Source organism: Acidovorax sp. AC410 (assembly GCF_979253235.1).
In genome coordinates this window covers 5,508,016-5,532,839 of record NZ_CEEDCG010000001.1, presented here as the reverse complement: position 1 = coordinate 5,532,839, position 24,824 = coordinate 5,508,016, and the positions used below count along the sequence as shown (strand labels likewise).

17 protein-coding genes are annotated in these 24,824 nt (G+C 66.1%); 13 read left to right on the top strand and 4 right to left on the bottom strand.

The window, feature by feature from the left end; all coding sequences use genetic code 11:
• The first annotated feature begins 61 nt into the window (after positions 1-61).
• The 12 genes from dapC to AC0IZS_RS25640 all read left to right on the top strand — a co-directional run bounded on the left by dapC (position 62) and on the right by AC0IZS_RS25640 (position 16,148).
• A complete protein-coding gene (gene dapC / locus AC0IZS_RS25695) occupies positions 62-1,267 on the top strand; it encodes a succinyldiaminopimelate transaminase (RefSeq protein WP_471638261.1) in 1,206 nt (401 codons plus the stop codon).
• A 4-nt stretch (positions 1,268-1,271) separates the two neighbouring features.
• Positions 1,272-2,105, top strand: coding sequence for a 2,3,4,5-tetrahydropyridine-2,6-dicarboxylate N-succinyltransferase (gene dapD / locus AC0IZS_RS25690; RefSeq protein WP_471638260.1), 834 nt, complete (start codon positions 1,272-1,274; stop codon positions 2,103-2,105).
• Between the two features lie 72 nt (positions 2,106-2,177).
• Positions 2,178-3,341, top strand: coding sequence for a PilT/PilU family type 4a pilus ATPase (locus tag AC0IZS_RS25685; protein WP_471638259.1), 1,164 nt, complete (start codon positions 2,178-2,180; stop codon positions 3,339-3,341).
• Positions 3,342-3,398: 57 nt separating this feature from the next.
• Positions 3,399-4,574 carry a succinyl-diaminopimelate desuccinylase gene (gene dapE / locus AC0IZS_RS25680; protein ID WP_471638258.1) on the top strand — a complete coding sequence of 392 codons (1,176 nt, stop codon included), beginning with the start codon at positions 3,399-3,401 and terminating at the stop codon, positions 4,572-4,574.
• The gene (gene prmB, locus AC0IZS_RS25675) at positions 4,571-5,473 is read left to right on the top strand and encodes a 50S ribosomal protein L3 N(5)-glutamine methyltransferase (RefSeq protein ID WP_471638257.1); all 903 of its coding nucleotides are present in this window, start codon (positions 4,571-4,573) and stop codon (positions 5,471-5,473) included. The genes dapE and prmB overlap by 4 nt, the downstream gene beginning before the upstream one ends.
• Entirely contained in the window at positions 5,470-6,522 is a 1,053-nt protein-coding gene (locus tag AC0IZS_RS25670; RefSeq protein ID WP_471638256.1) for a glycosyltransferase family 2 protein, read from the top strand. The genes prmB and AC0IZS_RS25670 overlap by 4 nt, the downstream gene beginning before the upstream one ends.
• 3 nt (positions 6,523-6,525) lie before the next feature.
• Positions 6,526-7,980, top strand: coding sequence for a DUF2142 domain-containing protein (locus AC0IZS_RS25665; RefSeq protein ID WP_471638255.1), 1,455 nt, complete (start codon positions 6,526-6,528; stop codon positions 7,978-7,980).
• Positions 7,981-8,025: 45 nt separating this feature from the next.
• The gene (locus AC0IZS_RS25660) at positions 8,026-8,373 is read left to right on the top strand and encodes a DMT family transporter (RefSeq protein ID WP_471638254.1); all 348 of its coding nucleotides are present in this window, start codon (positions 8,026-8,028) and stop codon (positions 8,371-8,373) included.
• Positions 8,370-10,913: a DUF7657 domain-containing protein gene (locus AC0IZS_RS25655; protein ID WP_471638253.1), complete on the top strand. Its 2,544-nt coding sequence runs from the start codon at positions 8,370-8,372 to the stop codon at positions 10,911-10,913. The genes AC0IZS_RS25660 and AC0IZS_RS25655 overlap by 4 nt, the downstream gene beginning before the upstream one ends.
• A gap of 384 nt (positions 10,914-11,297) precedes the next feature.
• Positions 11,298-13,367, top strand: a complete 2,070-nt coding sequence (locus AC0IZS_RS25650) for an ABC-F family ATP-binding cassette domain-containing protein (RefSeq protein WP_471638252.1) — start codon at positions 11,298-11,300, stop codon at positions 13,365-13,367.
• 734 nt (positions 13,368-14,101) lie between these two features.
• Positions 14,102-14,764 (top strand): hypothetical protein, encoded by a 663-nt coding sequence (locus AC0IZS_RS25645; protein WP_471638251.1) that lies wholly within the window; start codon positions 14,102-14,104, stop codon positions 14,762-14,764.
• 226 nt (positions 14,765-14,990) lie between these two features.
• Complete coding sequence (locus AC0IZS_RS25640; protein WP_471638250.1) at positions 14,991-16,148, top strand: ABC transporter substrate-binding protein; 1,158 nt, start codon at positions 14,991-14,993, stop codon at positions 16,146-16,148.
• Between the two features lie 131 nt (positions 16,149-16,279).
• On the opposite strand, the gene phbB is transcribed toward AC0IZS_RS25640, so the two are convergent.
• The 4 genes from phbB to dnaE form a co-directional block, all read right to left on the bottom strand.
• Entirely contained in the window at positions 16,280-17,017 is a 738-nt protein-coding gene (gene phbB / locus AC0IZS_RS25635; RefSeq protein ID WP_471638249.1) for an acetoacetyl-CoA reductase, read from the bottom strand.
• Positions 17,018-17,363: 346 nt separating this feature from the next.
• Positions 17,364-19,712, bottom strand: a complete 2,349-nt coding sequence (clpA, locus tag AC0IZS_RS25630; RefSeq protein WP_471638248.1) for an ATP-dependent Clp protease ATP-binding subunit ClpA — start codon at positions 19,710-19,712, stop codon at positions 17,364-17,366.
• A 57-nt stretch (positions 19,713-19,769) separates the two neighbouring features.
• On the bottom strand, positions 19,770-20,138 hold the full coding sequence (clpS, locus tag AC0IZS_RS25625; RefSeq protein ID WP_322593572.1) for an ATP-dependent Clp protease adapter ClpS: 369 nt from the start codon (positions 20,136-20,138) through the stop codon (positions 19,770-19,772).
• 143 nt (positions 20,139-20,281) lie between these two features.
• Entirely contained in the window at positions 20,282-23,836 is a 3,555-nt protein-coding gene (dnaE, locus tag AC0IZS_RS25620) for a DNA polymerase III subunit alpha (RefSeq protein ID WP_471638247.1), read from the bottom strand.
• A gap of 188 nt (positions 23,837-24,024) precedes the next feature.
• Between dnaE and AC0IZS_RS25615 the strand changes: the two genes are divergently transcribed.
• A complete protein-coding gene (locus AC0IZS_RS25615; RefSeq protein WP_471638246.1) occupies positions 24,025-24,822 on the top strand; it encodes an outer membrane protein assembly factor BamD in 798 nt (265 codons plus the stop codon).
• Positions 24,823-24,824 lie beyond the last annotated feature (2 nt).

Genomic DNA, 24,824 nt, shown 5'->3' with positions numbered 1-24,824 from the left:
CAGTGCGACCGGTCGGCCGCCTGTGAGGCAGCGGGTACGGCATCACCCATAATGATGGCCCATGAACCCCCTGCTCTCCCACCTGCAGCCCTACCCGTTCGAACGGCTGCGAAAGCTTTTCGCCGCGGTGGTGCCCCCGGCCCAGTATTCCCCCATCAGCCTGGGCATGGGGGAGCCGCGCCATCCTACTCCGCAGTTCATCAAGGACGCACTCAGCAACAACCTCAATGGCCTGGCGAGCTACCCGGCCACGGCGGGCGAGCCGCGCCTGCGCGAGGCCTTCACCACCTGGCTGCGCAAGCGCTACGCGCTGACGCTGGACGCAGGCAGCCAGGTGCTGCCCATCAATGGCTCGCGCGAGGCGCTGTTTGCCTTTGCCCAGACCGTGGTCGACCCGACGAAACCCGACCCGGTGGTGGTCTGCCCGAATCCGTTCTACCAGATCTATGAAGGCGCGGCCCTGCTGTCGGGCGCTACGCCCTACTACGCCCCGAGCGATCCGGCGCGCAACTTTGCGGTCGACTGGGACAGCGTGCCGACGGAGGTCTGGAAGCGCACGCAGCTGCTCTTCGTGTGCTCGCCGGGCAACCCCACGGGGGCCGTCATGCCCCTGCTTGAATGGCAAAAACTCTTCGCGCTGAGCGAGCGGCATGGCTTCATCATCGCCTCGGACGAGTGCTACAGCGAGATCTACTTCCGCGACGAGCCGCCGCTCAGCGGGCTGCAGGCCGCCGCGCAGTCGGGCCGCCCCGATTTCCAGAACCTGATCTCCTTCACCAGCCTGTCCAAGCGCAGCAATGTGCCCGGGCTGCGCAGCGGCTTCGTGGCCGGTGATGCGGCGCTGATCAAGGCCTTCCTGCTGTACCGCACCTACCATGGCAGCGCCATGAGCCCCATCGTGCAGGCCGCCAGCATCGCGGCCTGGGGCGACGAGCAGCACGTGACCGAAAACCGCGCGCTCTACCGCAAGAAATTCGCCCAGGTCACGCCGCTGCTGGCCGGCGTGATGGACGTGGCGCTGCCCGACGCCGGCTTTTATCTGTGGGCCAAGGTGCCCGACGCCCTGCGAATGACCGACGCCGAGTTCGCCCGCGAGCTTCTGGCTCAATACAATGTCACCGTGCTGCCGGGCAGCTACCTGGCCCGCGAGGCTGGTGGCTTCAACCCCGGTGCCCAGCGCGTGCGCATGGCCCTGGTGGCCGAGGCCGAAGAATGTGTGGAGGCCGCAATGCGCATCGTCCAATTCATCCAATCCCGTACTGTCTGAAACCATGACCCAACAACTCCAGAACATCATCGACGCCGCGTGGGAAAACCGCGCCACCATCTCGCCCGCCGCAGCCCCCAAGGAAGTGGCCGAGGCCGTCGAACACGTGATCGCCGAACTCAACAACGGCACCCTGCGCGTGGCCACCCGCCAGGGCGTGGGCCAGTGGACCGTACACCAGTGGATCAAGAAGGCCGTGCTGCTGTCGTTCCGCCTCAAGGACAACGAAGTGGTCAAGGCCGGCGACCTGGGCTTTTATGACAAGGTGCAGACCAAGTTCGCCCACCTGAACGAAGAACAGATGAAGGCCACCGGCGTGCGCGTGGTGCCTCCCGCCGTGGCGCGCCGCGGCAGCTTCATCGCCAAGGGCGCGATCCTGATGCCCTCGTACGTGAACATCGGCGCCTACGTGGGCGAAGGCACCATGGTCGACACCTGGGCCACCGTGGGTTCGTGCGCACAGATCGGTGCCAACGTACACCTCTCGGGCGGCGTGGGCATCGGCGGCGTGCTGGAACCCCTGCAGGCCGGCCCCACCATCATCGAGGACAACTGCTTCATCGGCGCCCGCTCCGAAGTGGTCGAAGGCGTGGTCGTCGAAGAGCACTCGGTACTGGGCATGGGCGTGTACCTGGGCCAGAGCACCCCGATCTTCAACCGTGCCACGGGCGAGATCAGCTATGGTCGCGTGCCCACGGGCTCGGTGGTGGTCAGCGGCAACCTGCCCAAGACGGCGGCCAATGGCGCCCCCTACAGCATGTATGCTGCCATCATCGTCAAGCAGGTGGACGCGCAGACCCGCTCCAAGACCAGCATCAACGACCTGCTGCGCGACTGATTCCAGTCCCGCAGCCTACCAGCACGCACGGCCAGCGCCGGCCGACAGACCGACAATGAGAGGGGAAACACCATGAGTACGATGGAGCGGATTCTTCGCCTGATGAGCGAAAAGAAGGCATCGGACGTCTACCTGTCGGCCAACGCCCCGGCGCTGATCAAGATCAACGGCGAGTGCGTGCCGATCAACAACCAGATCCTGCCGCCGGATGCGCCGCGCAACCTGCTGTCCGAGATCATCACACCCGACCGCATCGAGGAGCTGGAAGAGACCGGCGAACTCAACATGGGTGTGCCGCTCTCGGGTGTCGGGCGCTTTCGTATCAGCGCCATGCGCCAGCGCGGCAGCTATGCGGTGGTGATCCGCTTCATCTCGCAGCAGATCCCCGAAATCAGCAGCCTGGGCCTGCCCCCCGTGCTGACCGAACTGATCATGGAAAAGCGCGGCCTGATCCTCATGGTGGGTGCCACGGGCTCGGGCAAGAGCACCTCGCTCGCCTCCATGATCGACAGCCGCAACGAGGTGCTCACCGGCCACATCCTGACCATCGAGGATCCGGTGGAATACCAGTTCCGCAACAAGAAATCCATCGTCAACCAGCGCGAGATCGGCAGCGACACCCAGTCGCTGCAGACCGCCCTGAAGAACGCGCTGCGCCAGGCCCCCGACGTGATCCTGATCGGCGAAATCCGCGACCGCGAGACCATGTCCGCGGCCATCGCCTATGCCCAGTCAGGCCACTTGTGCCTGGCCACGCTGCACGGCAACAACAGCTACCACGCGCTCAACCGTATCCTGTCCTTCTACCCCGTGGAAGTGCGCCCGACCATGCTCGGCGACCTGGCCTCGGCGCTCAAGGCCGTGATCTCGCAGCGCCTGGTGCGTACCCTGGATGGGGGCCGTCTGCCGGCCGTAGAGGTCATGCTCAACACCAAGCTGGTGTCCGACCTGATCGAAAAGGGTGACTTCGGCGGCGTCAAGGAGGCCATGGAGAAATCCATGGCCGAAGGCTCACAGACCTTCGAGGAAGACCTGGCGCGCATGATCATCGACAAGCGCATCGACAAGAAGGAAGGCATGGCCTTCGCCGACTCGCCCACCAACCTGATGTGGCGCCTGCAGAACGATTTCTCCCTGGCCGCCAACGCCGCCAAGGCGCAGAAGGAGTCGCGCGACGCGCCCGATGACATGCCCTCGTTCACCGAGATCGTGCTCGACGTGAAGCCTGCGGCCTGAGGCGGGGGCGCGCAGCGCCCCCATGTTCTTTTTGTCTTTGTCTTTTATTTGCCTGCGATGTCCCGTACCCTGCACCTGGCCGAACAGCTGATCTCCCTGCCCTCCATCACCCCCGACGACGCGGGCTGCCTGGAGGTGCTGGCAGCACGGCTGGCACCGCTGGGCTTTGAATGCGAGCGCATCGACAGCGGCCCCGACAACTTCCGCGTGAGCAACCTCTGGGCGCGACGCCCCGGGGTGGGCGGCGCTGCAGCCAAGACCCTGGTGTTTGCCGGCCATACCGACGTGGTGCCCACCGGCCCGCTGGAGCAGTGGAGCAGCAATCCCTTCGTGCCCACGCACCGCGATGGCAAGCTCTTTGGCCGCGGCGCGAGCGACATGAAGACCTCCATCGCCGCCTTCGTGGTGGCCGTGGAGGACTTTCTGGCCGCCACGCCCGAGCCGCATGTCACCCTGGCCCTGCTGCTCACCAGCGATGAGGAAGGTCCCTCGGTCGACGGCACCAAGGTCGTGGTCGAGCAGCTCAGCGCCCGCGGTGAGCGCCTGGACTACTGCATCGTGGGCGAGCCCACCTCGGTGGAGCGCACCGGTGACATGATCAAGAACGGCCGGCGCGGCACGCTCTCGGGCAAGTTGGCGGTGCGGGGTATCCAGGGCCACATCGCCTACCCGCAGCTGGCGCGCAACCCCATCCACCAGGCCCTGCCGGCGCTGGCCGAACTGGCCGCGACCGAATGGGACCAAGGCAATGCCTTCTTCCCACCCACCAGCTGGCAGGTCAGCAACGTGCATGGCGGCACCGGTGCCACCAACATCATTCCCGGCGAGGTGGTGTGGGACTTCAACTTCCGCTTCTCGACCGAATCCACGGCCGAGGGCCTGAAGCAGCGCGTACACGCCGTGCTCGACGCCCATGGCCTGGACTATGAGCTGCGCTGGACCCTGGGCGGCCAACCCTTCCTGACCACGCCGGGCGAACTCGTCACGGCCGTGCAGCAGGCCATTCTGGCCGAGACCGGCATCACCACCGAACTGTCCACCACGGGCGGCACCAGCGATGGCCGCTTCATTGCCCAGGTCTGCCCCCAGGTGATCGAGATGGGGCCGCCCAACGCCACCATCCACAAGATCGACGAGCACATCGTGGTGGCCGACATCGAGCCGCTCACCAATATCTACCGCCGTACCCTGGACAACCTGCATGCCCAGGCCCTCGCGGCGGTGCCGGCATGAGCGCGGCGTTGACCGGAGGCACCGTGGGTGCCGTGGTGGAATCCGCCGCCGCCCTGCTGGCATCGGCCGGCCTCGCGTTCGGCCATGGCACGGCCAACGCGCACGACGAGGCTGCCTGGCTGGTGCTGTGGCGCCTGGGCCTGCCACTGGACAGCGACCTGTCGGACGCGCCTGGCGCGGTGAGCGCCCAGGGCGTCTCGGCCGAGCAACTGGCGCAGGTGCAGACCCTGCTGCAGGAGCGCATCGACACCCGCAAGCCCGCCGCCTACCTCACGCGCGAGGCCTGGCTGCAGGGCGTTTCCTTCTATGTGGACGAACGCGCCATCGTGCCGCGCAGCTTCATTGCCGAGCTGCTGGCCGATGGCAGCGTGGATGAATTCCTGGGCGACCACACGCACCGCGTGCTGGACCTGTGTACCGGCAACGGCAGCCTGGCCGTGCTGGCCGCCATGGCCTGGCCCGAGATCACCGTGACTGGCGCCGACATCTCGCCCGACGCACTGGCAGTGGCCCGCATCAACGTGGATCGCCATGGTTTGCAGGATCGCATCACGCTGCAGCTGTCGGACGGCCTTGCCGCGCTGCCCGGCCCCTGGGACCTGATCCTGTGCAACCCCCCCTACGTCAACGCCACCAGCATGGCCAAGCTGCCGGCCGAATACCGGGCCGAGCCCGAGCTGGCGCTGGCCGGTGGCGCGGATGGCATGGATTTCATCCGCCAGTTGCTCCGGGATGCGCCCGCGCGCATGGGCGAAAACGCCGTGCTGCTGCTGGAGATCGGCAACGAGCGCGAGCACTTCGAGGCTGCCTTTCCGCGCCTGCCGGTGTACTGGATCGATACCAGCGCCGGTGAAGACCAGGTGCTGCTCATCACGCGCGAGGCGCTGCTCCAGCCATGAACAGCATTTCCTCCCCCGTGGCCCTTGCAAGCCTTGCAAGCTCTCTTTCCTCCCCGGCCCCTGCGGCGCCTGCCCGCGTTGCCGTGGTCATTCCCTGCTACAAGGTCACTGCCCATGTGCTGGGCGTCATCGAACGCATCGGCCCCGAGGTGCAGGGCATCTTCGCGGTGGACGACAAGTGCCCGGTCAACTCCGGCGCCTTCATCCAGCAGCACTGCACCGACCCGCGGGTGCAGGTGGTCTTCAACCCCGAGAACCTGGGCGTGGGCGGCGCCGTGATGCATGGCTACCGCTGTGCCATCGCGGCCGGCTACGACATCATCGTCAAGGTCGATGGTGACGGCCAGATGGACCCGCGCCTCTTGCCCGGCTTCATCGCCCCCATTCTGAGCGGCGAGGCGGACTACACCAAGGGCAACCGCTTCTTCGACCTCGAAGAGATCCACCAGATGCCGCGCATGCGCATCTTCGGCAATGCCGCCCTGTCGTTTTTGACCAAGATCTCCTCGGGCTACTGGCAGGTGTTCGATCCGACCAACGGCTACACGGCCATCCACGCGCGCGTGGCCAGCCATCTGCCATTCGACAAGATCAGCCGCCGCTACTTCTTCGAGACGGACATGCTGTTTCGCCTGAACACCCTGCGCGCGGTGGTGGTGGACGTGCCCATGAACGCCCACTACGCCGACGAGGAAAGCAACCTCAAGATCAGCAAGATCCTGCCGGAGTTCACGGTCAAGCACCTGCGCAATTTCAGCAAGCGCATCTTCTACAACTACTACCTGCGCGACATGTCGCTGGCCTCCATCGAGCTGCCGCTGGGGCTGTTGATGCTGCTGTTCGGCACGGTCTTTGGCGTGCTGCACTGGATCAATGCCAGTGCGCAGCAGGCCTATTCGTCGGCCGGCACGGTGATGCTGGCCGCCCTGCCCGTCATTGCCGGCCTGCAGTTGCTGCTGGCTTTCATCGGGCACGACATCGCCTCGGTGCCCCAGAGGCCGCTGCACAAGGTGCTGCACAGGAAGATCGATCTCGGCAAGAACGGCTGAGGGATGCGTGTTTCTGTCCAGGCCACCGCTGCGCGCACCGGGACGCGCCACCTGAAACCCCGCTTCGACCTGCGCACGGCAGGCCTGCCTGCGCTGGCGGGCGGCTGGCTGCTTGCGCTCCTGGTGGCATGGTGCCTGATGCGGCTGGTACCGGCCTTCCAGTCGCCCGACGAGAATGTGCATCTGCTGCGTGCCGACATGATCGCCCACGGCCAGTGGACCCTGCGCAAGGATGAGCCGGACGAAGTGGGCAACCAGGGCGGATACGTGGACCGCAACTTCATGGCGTTCACGTCGCGCATGCGGGTGCTCTCCGGCACGGAACGCGACTACACGGCTTCGGCCAGCGCACTCATGGCCCAGGCCTCCGGGGAGCGCTGGGCGCACAAGGACATGTTCGTCAACGCCGTGGGCACGGGCTACTACGCGCCCTTCATCTACCTGCCCCATGCGCTGGGCCTGCGCGCCGCGCGCGCGCTCGACCTGTCCATGCGCGCAAGCTATGAGCTGACGCGCCTGCTGGTGGCGGCCACAGCGCTGGGCCTGATAGCGTGGGCGTGGCGGCTGTTCACGCCCAATCTGCTGGTGCGTGCGCTGGTGCTGATGCCCATGGCCATGTTCCAGATCATCTCGCCCACCATCGACGGGCTGAGCATCGCCGCGGCGCTGCTGCTGGCGGCGCTGTTCTCGGTGCGCTGCATGGCCCCCCGCAGCGACGCGAACCCGCTGCAGGAATATGCGCTCTATGCCTGCACCCTCCTGCTCGTGACGTCCCGCGTCAATCTTGCCCCCCTGCTGCTGCTGCCCCTGTGGCTGCTGGTGCGCAGGTTTTCGGCTGCGCACCTGCTGGCCTGGATCGCGCTGTGCGCGGCCTGCGCCGGCTGGACGCTCTACGGCATCGCCACCACGGCGGACGCCCGCCTGGTGCGCAACCACGCGACCATCGAGATACTGGCGATCTATCTGCAGGATCCGCTCGGGTTCATCCGCCTCGTCCTCGGTACGCTGCTGGATGGCGATACCGGGTACTTCTACGCCTATTCCTTCGTCGGCATGATGGGCTGGCTCGACGCGGCCGTCACCAAGGACGCGATGAAGGCCGTCTGGTACGGCCTGGCGGTTGCGCTGGCCGCGACCGTTGGATCGGCGCGCTGGCTGCGGCGCGATGCGGCTGCCCGGGCGCTGCTCCTGCTCGCGGCGCTGGCCAGTTGCGTCCTGGTCTTCCTGGCCCTGGCCATCAGCTGGAACGACTACCCGGTGGCCATCATCAGCGGCGTCCAGGGCCGCTACTTCATCGTGCCCGCCCTGCTGGGCGCCTCGGCGCTCGGCCCCATGGGCCAGGTGGCCTCGCCCACCCTCCGGACCGCGGCCAACGTGCTCACGGCCACCTTCGCCCTGGTCTCGCTCTACATCATGGCCACGACCCTGTCCGAGCGTTACGCCCTGCGGCTCCTTTAACATCGCCGGGCCCTGCCCGATCCTTCCCACCCGAGATCCTGATCCATGTACGTCTATCTTCTGACCATCCTTTGTGTGGTGGGCATCGCCATCGGCCAGATCCTGTTCAAGGTCAGCGCCAATTCCATGAACAAGACCGGCAGCTTCTTCGCCATCGAAACCCTGGCCGTGTTCTTTGCCACCATGGTGCTGTACGGCATCACCTCCATCGGCTGGGTGCTGATCCTGCGCAAGGCTGAGCTGGGCAAGGTCTATCCCTTCATGGCCCTGGCCTTCGTCATCGTGCCGCTGGCCAGCCGCTTCTTCTTCGGTGAGCGCTTTGCCCCCACCTATTTCATCGGCACCGCCCTCATCATGTCGGGCATCGTGGTCACGGTGGCGGCCTCCCGATGAAGTCCGACTTCGGCGGGCGGCCCGGCGCACCATCGGCCGGCGCATGGCTGGTAGCCGCCTGGGGAATGCTTCTGGCGCTGGCGCTGCTGCTGCCCGTGGGTGCATGGGCACAGCAGCCGCTGCCGCCCGGAGCCTACGGCTTCGTCGATACCGTGGAATACGACGCCACCAAGGGCATGGTGCGCATCACCGGCTGGTGCTACGACTCGCAGAACCAGCGCCTGCCCAAGGACTTCCTGGTGCGTATCGGCGATGCCGAAAAGCGCATCGCCGTGCCCGAACGCAAGACCCGCCCGTCCGTCGGGGTCTACTTCCAGGACGGGGACCGCATCGCCCTCGAATTCACGCTCGAGCTGCACTACCCGCGCTACCTGGCGGGGGGCGAGCAGCCGGTCTCGGTGATCGCTCGGTTCGAGGATGGCGCCCGTTTCGACGTCCAGGCCTCCTCTCCCGCAGCCGGCAAGGTCCTGGGGCCGGACACCCCCGAGCGGCACTGGCTGATCGCGGCCGCCGTGGCTGGCGCCATTGCGCTGCTGCTGCTCCCCGGCTCCGGGCGCCTGCAGGCGCGCCTGGGCACCTGGGTCGGTGGCCACCGCCGGGCGGTGGCGGGTGGCATCGCGGGCATCTTCCTGGTGTTGGTGGGCATCGGTGCCACGGGCTCGTCGCTGGAGCTGCTGCTGGGCCGCACGGACCAGGGCCCGCACCCCTTCCTGTCGCAGGACAGTGCCATGACCCATGTGGCGGGCCAGCCGCGCAGCGTGCGCTCCGACGACTGGATGGTGATCACCGCCAGCGCCCTCGCACAGGCCAACCACGAACCGCCCTTTCCCGTCGTGAACCGCCATCTGGGCCTGGACGGCCAGAACATGATGGTCATCGGCATGACAGGCGTGCCCGTGTGGCACGTCTCGGCCCTGGCACGCCCGGCGACCTGGGGTTTCTTCGCCCTGCCGCTGGACAAGGCACTGGCCTGGTACTGGTACTTCCCGTTCTTCGCCTGCCTGCTGGCGCTGTGGTGGTTGCTCGAGGTGCTGGCGCCCGGGCGCCCGGGCCGCAGCCTGGCGCTGTCGGCCGTGTTCTGCGTGGCGCCCTACGCGGCGGGCTGGTCCCACTGGCCGCTGTACGTGGTGTTCTTCCCCTCGGGGGCCCTGGCCGCCACGCTGCTCATGCTGCGCCACAAGTCCGGCGCCCGCCTGTGGTGGCTGGCACTGGCGCTGGGCTGGTTTTTGGCCGGGTTCGCGCTGGTGCTCTACCCGCCCTGGCAGATCACCGTGGCCACGCTGTATGCACTGGTGCTTGCGGCCTGGCTGGCCGACAACCGCCGGCAGATCGCCTGGAGTCGCCTCACGCCGCTGGCATTTGCGCTGGCCGTGGCGGTCATGGCGGCCGTGCTCTACTTCTGGTGGCAAGATTCCCGCGAAGCCATCGCTGCCATGCGCAACACGGTCTATCCGGGCCAGCGCGCGGCGCTGCGCGGCGGCGACCTGTCCCTGCTGGTGCTGCTGCGCGGCTTCGGCAATGCCGATACCCTGTCCAGCCTCCAGCGCAGCGTCTTCAACGAGAGCGAATTTGGCTCCTACATCCTGCTGCTGCTGGCCACCTGGTTCCTGTGCCTGCGGCATGCGCGCAGCCAGGGGCCCCACCGCTGGATGGTGGCGGCCTGCGCGCTGTTCACGGTGTTCACGGTGGTGTTCGGCATCTGGGGCATACCGCTGGCCCTGTCCAAGGCGATGTTCTGGCACTATGTGTCGTCGTCGCGCATCGACCTTTCGCTGGGCCTGGCCTGCCTGCTGGTGGCGGCCTGCCTGCCCACGCCCGCAACTGCGCAGGGGCGCACTGCACCGGTGGTGCTGGGCCTGCTCAGCGCTGTGGTGGCTGCCCTGGCCATGGCAGGCATCCCCGAAGACTTCCATCCCGGCCTGAGCACCACCCTGCTGGCCAGCATGGCCGTGGCCGCCGGGCTCATGGCCTACTGGCTGGTGCAGGGCAAGGTGGCGCATTCCATCGCGCTCATGGCCGTGGTGTATGGGGCCGCCACGGTTGACTTCAACCCCGTGGGCCTGGCTCCCTCCCGCGTGGCACTGAACGACACGGTGCAGCGCTATGTGATGGGCCCCGCCGGGCCAGATGGCAAGGCCCAGCCAAGGCGTGTGCTGGCATTGTTCCCCAGCACGTCCAATGCCATGGCCCTGGCGGCCGCTGGCGTGCCCCTGGTGAATGGTGTGTTCTATTACCCCCAGCCCAGCGTCTGGCGCGGCATGCATTTGCCGGCGGGGGACCAGGATACGGTGAACCGCTACCAGCACCTGACCTTCGTGCAGGAAACCATGGCGGCCCCGGCTGCCTACCGCGTGATCAACCCCACGCCCGACAGCGTGCGCGTGCTGGTCGATCCGCGGCGCTTCGACTTTGCCCAGACCGGCGCCCAGGTGGTGATGGGCAATGACCAGATCTTCGAGCTGGGCGAAAACCCCCGCCTGCGCCTGCTGGGCAAGTACCAGGGATGGGCCTGGTACGAGGTCGCTGGCGCGGCGCCCTAGGAGGCTGTCGGACTTGGAGCGTCGAAAGCGAAAATCGGCCTCAGCGAGGACAGTTTTTGCCGGATTTGCAGCCACATAGCCAGGCTACGGGGCAAAAAGACGGTGAAAAATGGACCGCTGCGGCCGATTTGCAGCCGACGGTTTCCAAGTCCGACAGCCTCCTATGGCCGTCCTACAGGGTTTGCCCGGTATCAGCGACAATACGGGGTTGCTTGCCCGCACAGTGCGGCGGCCGCCGCCGCGTGGCAACCGCGGCATCGCCCATGGGCTCGCGCCGATGCGATGCGGGCCCGCCGCCCCTTTTCCGGGATCACCCGATCCCCCACCTGGAATACCCGGGCCTTGCGCTGCACGACGCAGCCGGGGTGCCTGATTGAGTTTTGCATGATCAACCTGAAGAACATCGTCCTGCGCCGCGGCGCCAAGGTGCTGCTGGACAGCGTCTCCGTGACCCTGAACCCGGGCGAGAAAGTCGGCCTGGTGGGCCGCAACGGCGCCGGCAAATCCACGCTGTTCGCGCTGCTCAATGGCAGCCTGCACGAGGACGGCGGCGACTTTTCCATTCCCCGCCAGTGGCGCATGGCGCAGGTCGCGCAGAACATGCCTGAGACCGATGAAAGCGCCACCGCCTTCGTGCTGGCCGGCGACACACGCCTGGCTGAACTGCATGCCCAGCTGGCGCAGCTCGACCAGAGCGATGCCGCGCACGACGATGCCGACCACGGCATGGCCATCGCCCAGGTCTACACCGACCTGGCCGATGCCGGCGACCACGACGCCGTGCCACGTGCCCAGGCGCTGATTCTGGGCCTGGGTTTCCAGGCCCACGAGCTGGAGCGCCCGGTGAACAGCTTCTCGGGTGGCTGGCGCATGCGCCTGCAGCTGGCGCGTGCGCTGATGTGCCCGTCGGACCTGCTGCTGCTCGACGAACCCACCAACCACTTGGACCTGGACGCACTGGTCTGGCTCGAAGCCTGGCTCAAGAAGTACGCCGGCACCATGATCGTGATCAGCCATGACCGCGAGTTCCTGGACGCCGTCACCAACGTCACCTTGCAGATCGACAGTGGCAAGCTCACCCGCTACGGCGGCAACTACAGCAAGTTCGAAGAGTTGCGCGCGCAGCAGATGGAGCTGCAACAGGCCGCCTTCTCCAAGCAGCAGGACAAGATCGCCCACCTGCAGAAGTTCATCGACCGCTTCAAGGCCAAGGCCAGCAAGGCCAAGCAGGCGCAAAGCCGGGTCAAGGCGCTCGAGCGCATGGAAAAGATCGCCCCGCTGCTGGCCGAGGCCGAGTTCACCTTCGAGTTCAAGGAGCCCGTGAACCTGCCCAACCCGATGCTGGCGATCAGCGACGCGGCGTTCGGCTACACGACCGACGACGAGATCAAGACCATTCTTACCGGCGTGAGCAAGTCGGTGCTGGCCGGCCAGCGCATCGGCATCCTGGGCGCCAACGGCCAGGGCAAGTCCACCCTGGTCAAGACCATCGCCCGCGAGATGGCGCCCATTGCCGGCACCGTGACCGAAGGCAAAGGCCTGTCCATCGGCTACTTCGCCCAGCAGGAGCTGGACGTGCTGCGCCCCGGCGAGAACCCGCTGGAGCACATGATCCGTCTGGCGCGCGACATGGGCGCTGCCGCCCGCGAGCCCTCGCGCGAGCAGGACCTGCGCAGCTACCTGGGCAGCTTCAATTTCAGCGGCGACATGGTCAAACAGGCCGTGGGCACCATGAGCGGCGGCGAAAAAGCCCGCCTGGTGCTGGCCATGATGGTCTGGCAGCGCCCCAACCTGCTGCTGCTGGACGAGCCCACCAACCACCTGGACCTGGCCACGCGCGAGGCACTGTCCATGGCGCTCAACGAGTTCGAGGGCACCGTCATGCTGGTCAGCCACGACCGCGCGCTGCTGCGCGCCGTGTGCGACGAGTTCTGGCTGGTGGGCCGCGGCGTGGTCGGCCCGTTCGATGGCGACCTGGACGACTACCAGCGCTACCTGCTCGAAGAGGCCAAGCGCCTGCGGGAGTATTCGCGCCAGGCCGAAGCCGCTGCTGCGAAAACGGCCGCTGCGGCGGCTGCCGTCGCAAGCGCTCCTGCCCCCGCTGCGGCACCGGTGGCGGCGCCACCCGCCGTGGCGGCCAAGGCCCCCGCCCCTGCAACAGCGCCCGCGGCAGGCCGCGACCAGCGCAAGCTCGACGCGCAAAGCCGCCAGCAACTGGCCGAGAAGACGCGGCCCCTGAAAAAGGAGCTGGAACAGATCGACAAGCGCCTGGCGGCCCTGTCGGCCGAGCGTGCCGACCTGGAGCACAAGCTCACCCAGCCCCTGCCCCCGGCCGAGATCGCCGAATGCGGCCGCCGGCTGAAAGCCGGCAATGACGAGACCGCGCAGCTGGAAGAGCGCTGGCTGGAAATTTCATCGGCGATCGAAGAAATTTCGACGACGGCCGGCGCCTAAGTTGTAAAACCCTGTAATTCATTGCCTATGTTTCAAGTCTTTACATTAGGCCGGTATTGAATTAATTGCTATCTTTTTCGAAGCTCTGAGGGCCGGGAATTTTTTTGATTTTGGGTTGCATTTTTTTGTGAAACGCTGTCAACCGAGGGGCAAGTGAACGCGTTGTTGGTACATCACAGGAGTTTTCCAGTATGAATACCACCGCAATCATGTCCGCCTGGCCCGAAGACGAACGCGACCGCAAGCGCGCCCCGGCCCGCTTCTGAGGGTGTGGCAGCCCCGGGTTCCACCCGGGCCGCCCCTTCTTTTCACTGTTCAACCCACTCCAGCAGGAAAGCCCCGCCACCGCGGGGTTTTTTGCGTCCCGCGCAGACCGCCGCCGCCTTGGCCGCGACGGTGTCTGCAAAGCGGCTCCATAGCCCGCCTTCGCCGTTCCAGGCCAGCCTCTCCCCTCCTCCCCTCCCGCCACTTCGGTTCGCCCTCCGCCATGAGGGGGCCGACGCCGCCAGCGGTCTGATCGCGCGCCCCGGCAGCCGCGCCCGCCGCCCAGTGGACACATTGTCAAGCGCCCGAGAGCGCTGGTGGACAAGGCGGAGAACGCCCGCCCTGCCCAGGCGCAGAACAATCCATGCATTGCTCCCCCCGGTGCGCCGGCCCTCCCGCTGGACAGGAGGGCGGCCCCGGCGAGTTCCTCGTCGGCACCGGGATTCAATCCATGGAAAGGAAGACCACCAATGCGGATACACCATCACAGCCTGGGAATCACGGCGCATACCCGGCACTCCCTGCGTTTCGCCTGCGCCAGCCTGGTGCTGGCGGCCCTGGGCGGCCTCGCGCCGTCCGAGTCCGGCGCCCAGACGCGCTACACCTGCCGGGACGACAACGGCAACAACTACACCTCGTGGCGCGCCTGCCCCCAGGGCATGAAGACCACCTCGGTATCGGCCGGCCCCACGGCGAGCGAGTACCGCAGCAGCGAGCGCTCGCCCAGCCGCCCGGCCCCAACGTCGCCCGCACCGGACCACCAGCAGTACATGAGCGAACGCTGCCGCACACTGAGCGACACCCTGCGGTCGGCCTACTCCCGGGGCATCAAGGCCGACGTGCAGGAGGGCATGCGCCGCGAATTCGAGCGCGACTGCCGTGAAGAAGAAAGCGAGGCCTCGTCCCGGCACCACCGGGAGCAGCGCGACGCACGCCGGCAACGGCGCGACGAAGACCGCCAGCAGCAGATGGCACAGCAGGCTTCGCAGGCCGACGAGGCCCGCCGCGGCCAGCAGTGCGCCGAATCGCGCCGCATCCTGCACCTCAAGAAGGCGCGCACGGACCTCAGTGAGGGCGAGCGAAGCGACCTCAAGCGTTTCGAGGACGCCTACCTGGCGCGTTGCGCACGCTGAGCGGGCCCTGCGGACCCGTGGACCAGCGGCCAGGCGATGCGCGTCCGTCGCTCCACACGGGCCGCTTGTCCTTTGCCCCGAAACGCTTTTTGACGTTTGTCACGATTGATCGGTAGAATCAGGGTTTTCCCTATGGTTGCGCTATCCGTGCGGCCGGGGACCCCTGGCCACCACGGTATCCCGTGGCAGCGCCCTCTTCCGCCTTCTTCGATCCATCGCTCCTTCCATGCAACGTCGCCAGTTCACCCAGTCCCTTCTTGCCACCGCCACCGGTCTCTCGCTCGCCCATCCCTCGGCATGGGCCGGCCCCCAGGACCCCATCGACGCCAAGGCGGTCACCATCGGTTGCTCGCTGGGCCTGACAGGTCCCCTGGCCAGCCTGGGCAAAGAGCTCAAGCAGGGTCTGGACGCCGGCATCGCCCAGGCCAACGCCCGCAGCGGCGGCACGGGCGGGCGTGAGCTGCGCCTGCTGGCGCTGGACGACGGCTACGAGCCTGCCCGCTCGGAAGAGAACGTGCGCAAGCTGATCGCCGACGGCAACGTGGCGGCCCTGCTGTCGTGCATGGGCACGCCCAACAACCAGCGCATCATGCCGCTGGTCGACGAAGCGCAGATCCCCTACGTGGCACCCCAGAGCGGCGCCTCGTCGCTGCGCAAGGCCGAGTACCGCTCCGTCTTCCACGTGCGCGCCGGTTACTCCGACGAAGCCCAGCGCCTGGCCAAGAAGCTCGTGGCCATGGGCATCACCGACCTGGCCGTGGTGTACCAGGACACGGTGTTCGGCCGCGAATTCCTGGCCGATGTGAACAGCGCCCTCAAGGCCGTGAACCAGCCCGCACCCAAGGCCTTCAAGCTCGACGCCAAGGGTGAGCAGGTGCCCCAGGTGGTGCAACAGGCCCTCGCGGCCAAGCCGATGACCGTGCTGCTGGGCACGGCCGGCGACGTGAGCGCCGCTCTGGTCAACGAATTCCGCAAGGTCTCGGCCAGCACGCCACTGGCTGCCACCAGCGTGGCCTTCAGCGGCGAAAACATCCGCCAGCTGGGCGCCAAGGCCGGCGGCCTGGCCGTCTCGATGGTGATGCCCGATGCCACGCGCACCAGCGTGGCCCTGGTGCGCGACTACCAGCGCGCCATGCGCGCGGTGAACCAGCTGGAATTCTCCTCGCGCAGCTTCGAGGGCTATGTCAACGCGCGTGTGCTGGTCGACGGCCTGGACCGCGCCGGACGCGACCTCTCGCGCGCCAAGCTGCGCTCCGCGCTCGCGGGCATGCGCAACAACGACATGGGCGGCTTCCTGGTCGACTTCGCGGGCGGTACGCCGTTCGTGGGTTCGAAGTTCATCGATCTGGGGATCATGGGATCGAATGGGCGTTTTGTGGGCTAAGGCCTGAACAAAGCGGTTCTGGCGCCGTTGCTGCGTCTGGCCAGAACCGCTGCGCTGAAAGCGAAAAAACAAAAACCCGCCGAGGCGGGTTTTTGCGTTCCGGGCGACCGCGGGGTCACTGGGCGGATGGATCAGCCCATGTGCAGGCCGCCGTTGACCGAGAAGTCGGCACCGGTGGCGTAGCCGCCCTCTTCCGAGGCCAGCCAGGCGATGATCGAGGCGATCTCGCTGGGCTCGCCCAGGCGCTTGACGGGCACGGTGGCGACGATCTTTTCGAGCACGTCGGGGCGAATGGCCTTGACCATGTCGGTGCCGATGTAGCCCGGGCTCACGGTGTTCACCGTCACGCCCTTGGTGGCCAGCTCCTGCGCCAGGGCCATCGAGAAGCCGTGCATGCCGGCCTTGGCGGCCGAGTAGTTGGTCTGGCCGGCCTGGCCCTTTTCGCCGTTCACGCTGCTGATGTTGACGATGCGGCCCCAGCCCTTTTCCACCATGTCGGCCACCACCTGCTTGGTGACGTTGAACATGCTGTTCAGGTTGGTCTCGATCACGGCGTCCCAGTCCTCGCGGGACATCTTGAGGAACATGCGATCGCGCGTGATGCCGGCATTGTTCACCAGCACGTCGATGGTGCCGTGTTCGGTCTTGGTCTTGGTGAAGGCTTCCACGGTGGAATCCCAGTCGCCCACATTGCCCACCGATGCGTAGAACGTATAGCCCAGCGCCTTTTGTTCCGCCAGCCACTTGGCATGGTCGCGGGTCGGGCCGCAGCCCGCAATGACCTTGAAGCCTTCCTTGTGCAGGCGCTGGCAGATAGCCGTTCCGATGCCCCCCATGCCCCCGGTGACGTACGCGACTTTCTGGCTCATGTAATTACTCCTTATGTAGTGATGCGCTCCATGCCACTCTACCCAAGAAATACGGCCCTTCCCTGGAGGAAAACACTGAGCGGCCTTTCTTTTTGGTGAAACAAAGCGTGTGATAGCCTGCAGGGTTGCGGGCCCGCCGATGCCCCGCAAGCCAGGCAGGGCCTTGCTCTGCGCGGTGTTGCACTGCAATGGGGCATGCCGGCGCCATGCGCGCGCCACGCACGTGGCATGCAGTCATTGCATGCGCAGCACCACGCTGCTGCCCAGGCCAGGCAATCACACCCACGCATCATGAAAAAAGCCCGCAGCGGGTGCTGCGGGCTTGGGCGATACAAGGGTGCCGGACTCAGTCGGCCGTGGCTTCTTCCGGCTCTGCGGGCTCCGATTTGGCCGAGCGCTCTTTCTTGGGAAGGGGCTGGATATCGAGCAGCACTTCCGGCGTTTCCACGCCCTTCTCGTCGGCCTTCATCTCGATGTCCACCGTGAGGCGGCCACCTTCGGTCAGGCGGCCGAACAGCAGTTCGTCGGCCAGCGCGCGGCGGATGGTGTCCTGGATCAGGCGCTGCATCGGGCGCGCACCCATCAGCGGATCGAAGCCCTTCTTGGCCAGGTGCTTGCGCAGCGTGTCGGTGAAGGTGACCTCCACCTTCTTCTCGGCCAGCTGGGTCTCGAGCTGCAGCAGGAACTTGTCCACCACGCGCAGGATGATCTGCTCGTCGAGCGCCTTGAAGTTGACGATGGCGTCCAGCCGGTTGCGGAACTCGGGCGTGAACAGGCGCTTGATGTCGCCCATTTCGTCGCCCGCCTGGCGCGGGTTGGTGAAGCCGATCGTCGCCTTGTTCATGGTCTCGGCGCCGGCGTTCGTCGTCATGATGATCAGGACGTTGCGGAAGTCGGCCTTGCGGCCGTTGTTGTCCGTCAGCGTGCCATGGTCCATGACCTGCAGCAGCACGTTGAAGATGTCCGGGTGCGCCTTCTCGATCTCGTCGAGCAACAGCACCGCGTGCGGCTTCTTCGTAATGGCTTCGGTCAACAGGCCACCCTGGTCGAAACCGACGTAGCCCGGAGGCGCACCGATCAGGCGGCTCACGGCATGGCGCTCCATGTACTCCGACATGTCGAAGCGCAAGAGCTCGATGCCCATGATGTAGGCCAGTTGCTTGGCGGCCTCGGTCTTGCCCACGCCCGTGGGGCCGCTGAACAGGAACGAGCCGATCGGCTTGTCACCCTTGCCCAGGCCCGAGCGCGCCATCTTCACCGCGCTGGCGAGCACTTCCAGGGCCTTGTCCTGGCCGAACACCACGCTCTTCAAGTCACGTTCGAGCGTCTGCAGCTTGCCGCGGTCGTCGTTGGAGACGTTGGCCGGCGGAATGCGCGCGATCTTGGCCACGATCTCTTCGATCTCGGCCTTGCCGATGGTCTTCTTGCGCTTGCTCGGCACCATGATGCGCTGGGCAGCACCAGCTTCGTCGATGACGTCGATCGCCTTGTCGGGCAGATGGCGGTCATTGATGTACTTGGCGCTCAGCTCGGCCGCAGCCTGCAGGGCGGCCGCTGCGTACTTCACGCTGTGGTGCTCTTCAAAGCGCGACTTGAGGCCCTTGAGGATGTCGATGGTTTCCTGCACCGTCGGCTCGACCACGTCCACCTTCTGGAAGCGGCGCGACAGCGCTGCGTCTTTTTCGAAGATGCCACGGTATTCCGTGAAGGTGGTCGCGCCGATGCACTTGAGCTGGCCGCTGGAGAGCGCCGGCTTGAGCAGGTTGGATGCATCGAGCGTGCCGCCCGAGGCGGCACCGGCGCCGATCAGGGTGTGGATCTCGTCGATGAACAGGATGGCATTGGGCTTGTCCTTGAGCGACTTGAGCACGCCCTTCAAGCGCTGCTCGAAATCGCCGCGGTACTTGGTGCCCGCCAGCAGTGCGCCCATGTCGAGCGAGTACACCACGGCCTCGGCCAGGATCTCGGGCACGTCGTTCTGCGTGATGCGCCAGGCCAGGCCCTCGGCAATCGCGGTCTTGCCCACACCGGCTTCACCCACCAGCAGCGGGTTGTTCTTGCGGCGGCGGCACAGGATCTGGATGGTGCGCTCCACCTCGTAGTGGCGCCCGATCAGCGGATCGATCTTGCCATCCTTGGCGGCCTGGTTCAGGTTCTGCGTGAACTGCTCCAGCGGCGAGGCCTTCTCGTTGCGCTCGGCAGAAGCGCCCTCTTCGCCCTCGGCCTGGTTCTCGGCCTTGGCGGGCTCCGGCGGCTCGCCCTTCTTGATGCCGTGGGCGATGAAGTTGACCACGTCCAGGCGCGTCACGCCCTGCTGGTGCAGGTAGTACACGGCGTGCGAGTCCTTCTCGCCGAAGATGGCCACCAGCACGTTGGCGCCGGTGACTTCCTTCTTGCCGTTGCCGGTGGACTGCACGTGCATGATGGCGCGCTGGATCACCCGCTGGAAGCCCAGCGTGGGTTGCGTGTCCACCTCGTCGGTGCCGGCCACCTGGGGGGTGTTGTCCTTGATGAAGTTCGACAGCGACGACCGCAGGTCATCGATGTTGGCCGAACACGCGCGCAGCACTTCGGCTGCGCTGGGGTTATCGAGCAGTGCCAGCAGCAGATGCTCCACGGTGATGAACTCGTGGCGCTGCTGGCGGGCCTCAACAAAGGCCATGTGCAAGCTGACTTCCAGTTCTTGGGCAATCATGTGAACTCCTTTGTGCTTGCGTGGAAGAGATAACTGTAGATCGGGACGAAAAACCTGTTATTCAACAGGTTCACTGACACATTGCAGCGGGTGCCCGGCCTTGAGGGCCGCATCCAGCACCTGCTCGACCTTGGTGGCGGCCACGTCGCGGGAATACACGCCGCAGACGCCTTTGCCGTCGAGGTGGATCTTGAGCATGATCTGGGTGGCCTGCTCCCGGTCCTTGCTGAAAAACTCCTGCAGCACCACGATCACGAACTCCATGGGGGTGTAGTCGTCATTGAGCATGACCACCTGGTACATCTGGGGGGGCTGGGTCTTTTGCGTGCGTCTTTCCAGCACGACCGAACCGCCGTCATCCCGCGCAGGCCTGGTGACAGGCGGCGCGGTTTTGGGAGAAGGTGGTTTTGTTGCCATGAATTTCATTCTAGCGACCCGCGCGTACCGCTGCCGCAGGAGAAATCTGATGTTCATCCGTTTTTTTTCAAGGCTGCCTTGAGCAATATTCTTGCCAGGCCATATCCGGCCTGGAAAAACACCCTTTGGATGAATATGGAACAGCAGCTTTTCTAGTCATAGACAACCGTTGCGGAGCCTGCTCCGACCTGGGCACTCCAGGCGGCCAGCGCGGCATCGCTGGGATAGAAGCGGCTGCTGTCGGACAGTTGGATCTCGGCGACGGCAGTGGTGCTGCCGGCCGCCCCCTGGGCGGTGCCCGTGCAGCGCAGCCCCATGCGCACGCGCAGGCCGTGCAGCAGGTCGCCCTCGGGCGCCTCCTCCCGGCGCGGCGGAAACTCGCGCAGCAGCCTTTGCACCTCGGGCGCCTTGTCGCTGACCACCACGTGCAGGTATTTGCCGAAGCGCGCGCGCGCGCCCGCCAGGTCCCAGACCTGCTGCACCTTCACGCGCAGGCCACCGCTGAAGTGGTCCAGCTGCAGGCGGCCCATCATCACCACGAACTCGTCCTCCTTGAGCTGGTTCTTGTAGGTGTTGATCAGCGCCTCGTCGGCCGAGGCCTCGATCACCGCCGACTTGTCGTCGAGCTTGAACAGCGCGAGCTTGCCGCGCTGGCCGTTGATGACCCGGAAATCACTGATGATGCCGGCCAGGATCTGCGGCTCGCGGCTGTCCAGCAGCTCGTCGATCTGCGTGCGCACAAAGCGGCGCACCTCGGTGGCCACCTCGTCGAACAAATGGCCCGAGAGGTAGAAGCCCACCGCCGTCTTCTCCAGCGTCAGGCGCTCCTTGATGCCCCAGGGTGTCACGTCCACCAGCTCGGGCTCCTGCGTGCTCGATCCGTGGGCGTCATCGCCCATCATGTCGAACAGGCCGCCCTGGTTCACGTTGGCCAGCGAGGCCGCTGCAAAGTCGAAGGCCCGGTCGATGGAAGCCACCAGCGAGGCCCGGTTGAGGTTGAGCGAATCGAAGGCGCCGGCCTTGATCAGTGCCTCCACCGTGCGCTTGTTCATGCGCGCGCGGTCCACGCGCAGGCAGAAGTCGAACAGGCTCTTGAAGGGGCCCTTGGTGGAGCCGTTGGGCCCCTCGCCGCGCCCTTCGCGCGCCGCCACGATGGCCTCAATGGCCGCCTGCCCACCGCCTTTGACGGCCCCCAGGCCGTAGCGGATGACCTTGTCCGTCACCGGCTCGAAGCGGTACATGCCGCGGTTCACGTCGGGCAGCTCGAAGTTCATGTCGAAGTTCTTGCGCGCGTCCTCGAACAGCACCTTGAGCTTGTCGGTGTCGTCCATTTCCACCGTCATGTTGGCGCAGAAGAACTCGGCCGTGTAGTGCACCTTGAGCCAGCCGGTGTGGTAGGCCAGCAGCGAGTAGGCGGCGGCGTGCGACTTGTTGAAGCCGTAGCCCGCGAACTTCTCCATCAGGTCGAACACCTCGTCGGCCTTGGTCTCGCTGATGTCCTGCTTGGCGGCGCCGGCGCGGAAGATCAGGCGGTGTTCGGCCATCTCCTCGGCCTTCTTCTTGCCCATGGCACGGCGCAGCATGTCGGCACCGCCCAGGCTGTAGCCGCCCAGCACCTGGGCGGTCTGCATCACCTGCTCCTGGTAGACCATGATGCCGTAGGTTTCGGCCAGCACCTTCTCCACCAGCGGGTGCGGGTACTCGACCACTTCCTTGCCGTGCTTGCGGTTCACGAAGCTCGGGATCAGGTCCATGGGGCCCGGGCGGTACAGCGCGTTCAGCGCGATCAGGTCTTCCAGCCGGCTCGGGCGCGCCTCGCGCAGCATGCCCTGCATGCCGCGGCTTTCAAACTGGAACACGGCTTCGGTCTTGCCGTCCGAGAACAGTTTGTAGGTGGGCCCGTCGTCGAGCGGAATGGCCTCGAAGGTGAAGTTCTCCTGGCCCTTGTGGCGCTTCATGATGAACTCGCGCGCAATCTCCAGGATGGTCAGCGTGGCCAGGCCCAGGAAGTCGAACTTCACCAGGCCGATGGCCTCCACGTCGTCCTTGTCGTACTGGCTCACGGCCGATTCGCTGCCGGGCTGCTGGTACAGCGGGCAGAAGTCGGTGAGCTTGCCCGGCGCGATCAGCACGCCCCCGGCGTGCATGCCGATGTTGCGCGTCATGCCTTCGAGCTTTTGCGCCATCTCGATGACGGTCCTGACGTCCTCTTCCTTGGCCACGCGCTCGGCGAGCATGGGTTCGAGCTCCAGCGCGTAGTTGTTCTTGTCGCCCTCCTTCTTGACGGCGGGCGGGTACTGCAGCGTGTAGGACATGCCTGGCTTGCCCGGCACGAGCTTGGAGATGCCGTCGCAGAACATGTAGCTCATGTCCATCACCCGGCCCACGTCGCGGATCGCGGCCTTGGCCGCCAGCGTTCCGAAGGTGGCGATCTGGCTCACGGCGTTCTTGCCGTACTTGTCCTTCACGTAGTCGATCACCCGGTCGCGGTTGGACTGGCAGAAGTCGATGTCGAAGTCGGGCATGGACACCCGCTCGGGGTTCAGGAAACGCTCGAACAGCAGGTTGTATTCGAGCGGGTCGAGGTCGGTGATCTTGAGTGCATAGGCCACCAGCGAGCCGGCACCCGACCCCCGGCCCGGCCCCACGGGGCAGCCGTTTTCCTTGGCCCACTTGATGAAGTCGCCCACGATCAGGAAGTAGCCCGGGAAGCCCATCTTGAGGATGGTGCCGATCTCGAACTCGAGCCGCTCCACATAGCGCGGGCGCTGCGCATCGCGGTCGGCCTCCTTCTTGAAGAGCATCTTCAGCCGCTCCTCCAGCCCTTCGAACGAGGCAAAGCGGAAGAACTCGTCGATGGGCATGCCGTTGGGCGTGGGAAAGTCCGGCAACTGCGGCTTGCCCAGCACCAGCGTCAGGTTGCAGCGCTGGGCGATCTCCACCGTGTTGGCGATGGCCGAAGGGATGTCGGCGAACAGCGCCTGCATCTGGGCCGACGACTTGAAATACTGCTCGCGCGTGAAGCGGCGCACCCGGCGCGGGTTGGCCAGGATCTCGCCCTCGGCGATGCATACGCGCGCCTCATGGGCCTCGTAGCCCTCGGCATCGGCGAACTGCACCGGGTGGGTGGCCACCACGGGCAGGTGCAGGCGGGCCGCCAGTTGCGCGGCGGCCACCACGTGGGCTTCATCGTCCGGCCGGCCGGCGCGCTGCAGCTCGATGTAGAAGCGGTGCGGAAACAGGCCCGCCAGGCGCAGCGCCAGGTCCGCGGCTCCGGCGTCGTCGCCCTTGAGCAGGGCTTGCCCCACGGGGCCGGCCTGGGCACCCGATAGCACGATCAGCCCCTCGGACAGCTCCTGCAGCCATTCCCAGGTGCAGACGGCCAGGTTCTTGACGATGTTGCGCGTCCAGGCTCGGGCCAGCAGTTCCGACAGGCTCAGGTAGCCCTGGCGGTTTTGCACCAGCACGATCATGCGCGAGGGCGCAGAGTTGCCCTCCCCCTCCAGGAAGATTTCGGCGCCCAGCAGGGGCTTGACGCCCTTGCCCCGGGCTTCCTTGTAGAACTTGATGGCGCCGAAGAGGTTGTTGAGATCGGTGATGGCCAGGGCGGGCTGGCCATCGACGGCGGCGGCCTTGGCCACCTCGTCGATGCGGTTGGTGCCGTCGACGACGGAATATTCGGTGTGCAGGCGCAGGTGGACAAACATGGGCTCCATTGTAGAAAGCCCACTGCACCTCGTAACCGAAACGTTTGCGACAGGGGGATTCAAGGGGCAAATGCGGCCGGTACAATGCGCGCTCGGGTTCCCCCCTGGATTGCACCCGGTGACGCCAATGCCCACCGCCCGCCCCCGGGAACATCCCGTTTCCTCTTTTTGCCTGAAAGCTGCTTGCGATGCTTCGTGCCCCACTGCCGTTTATCTCCGCCCTGCTGGCCGCAGGGGTCCTTGCCGGGTGCTCGACCACCACGGAAGACAAGACCGCCAACTGGAGCCCGAACCGCATCTACTCCGAAGCCAAGGACGAAATGAACTCGGGCGGCTACGACAAGGCCGTGCCGCTGTTCGAAAAGCTCGAAGGCCGTGCCGCTGGCACCCCGCTGGCCCAGCAGGCCCAGCTGGACAAGGCCTATGCCCACTTCAAGGCGGGTGAAAAGGCGCAGGCCGTGGCCACGCTCGACCGCTTCATGAAGCTGCACCCGGCCAGCCCCGCGCTGGACTACGCCCTGTACCTCAAGGGCCTGGTCAATTTCAACGACAACCTGGGCCTGTTCTCGTGGCTGTCGCGCCAGGACCTGTCCGAGCGCGACCAGAAGGCGGCCAAGGATTCCTTCGAATCCTTCAGCGAGCTGACCACGCGTTTCCCCGATTCGCGCTATGCCCAGGACGCGCGCCAGCGCATGACCTACATCGTCAACTCGCTGGCCCAGTACGAAGTGCATGTGGCACGCTACTACTACCAGCGCGGTGCCTATGTGGCCGCCATCAGCCGCGCCCAGGTGGCCGTGGCCGACTACCAGGGCGTGCCTGCGGTCGAAGAAGCGCTCTACATCCTGATGCAGTCCTACGACGCCCTGGGCATGGCCCAGCTGCGCGACGACACCCGCCGCGTGATGGACGCTTCGTACCCGCAAAGCGAGTACGTGCGCACCGGGCTCAAGGGCAAGACGGACCCGTGGTGGAAGTTCTGGTAAGC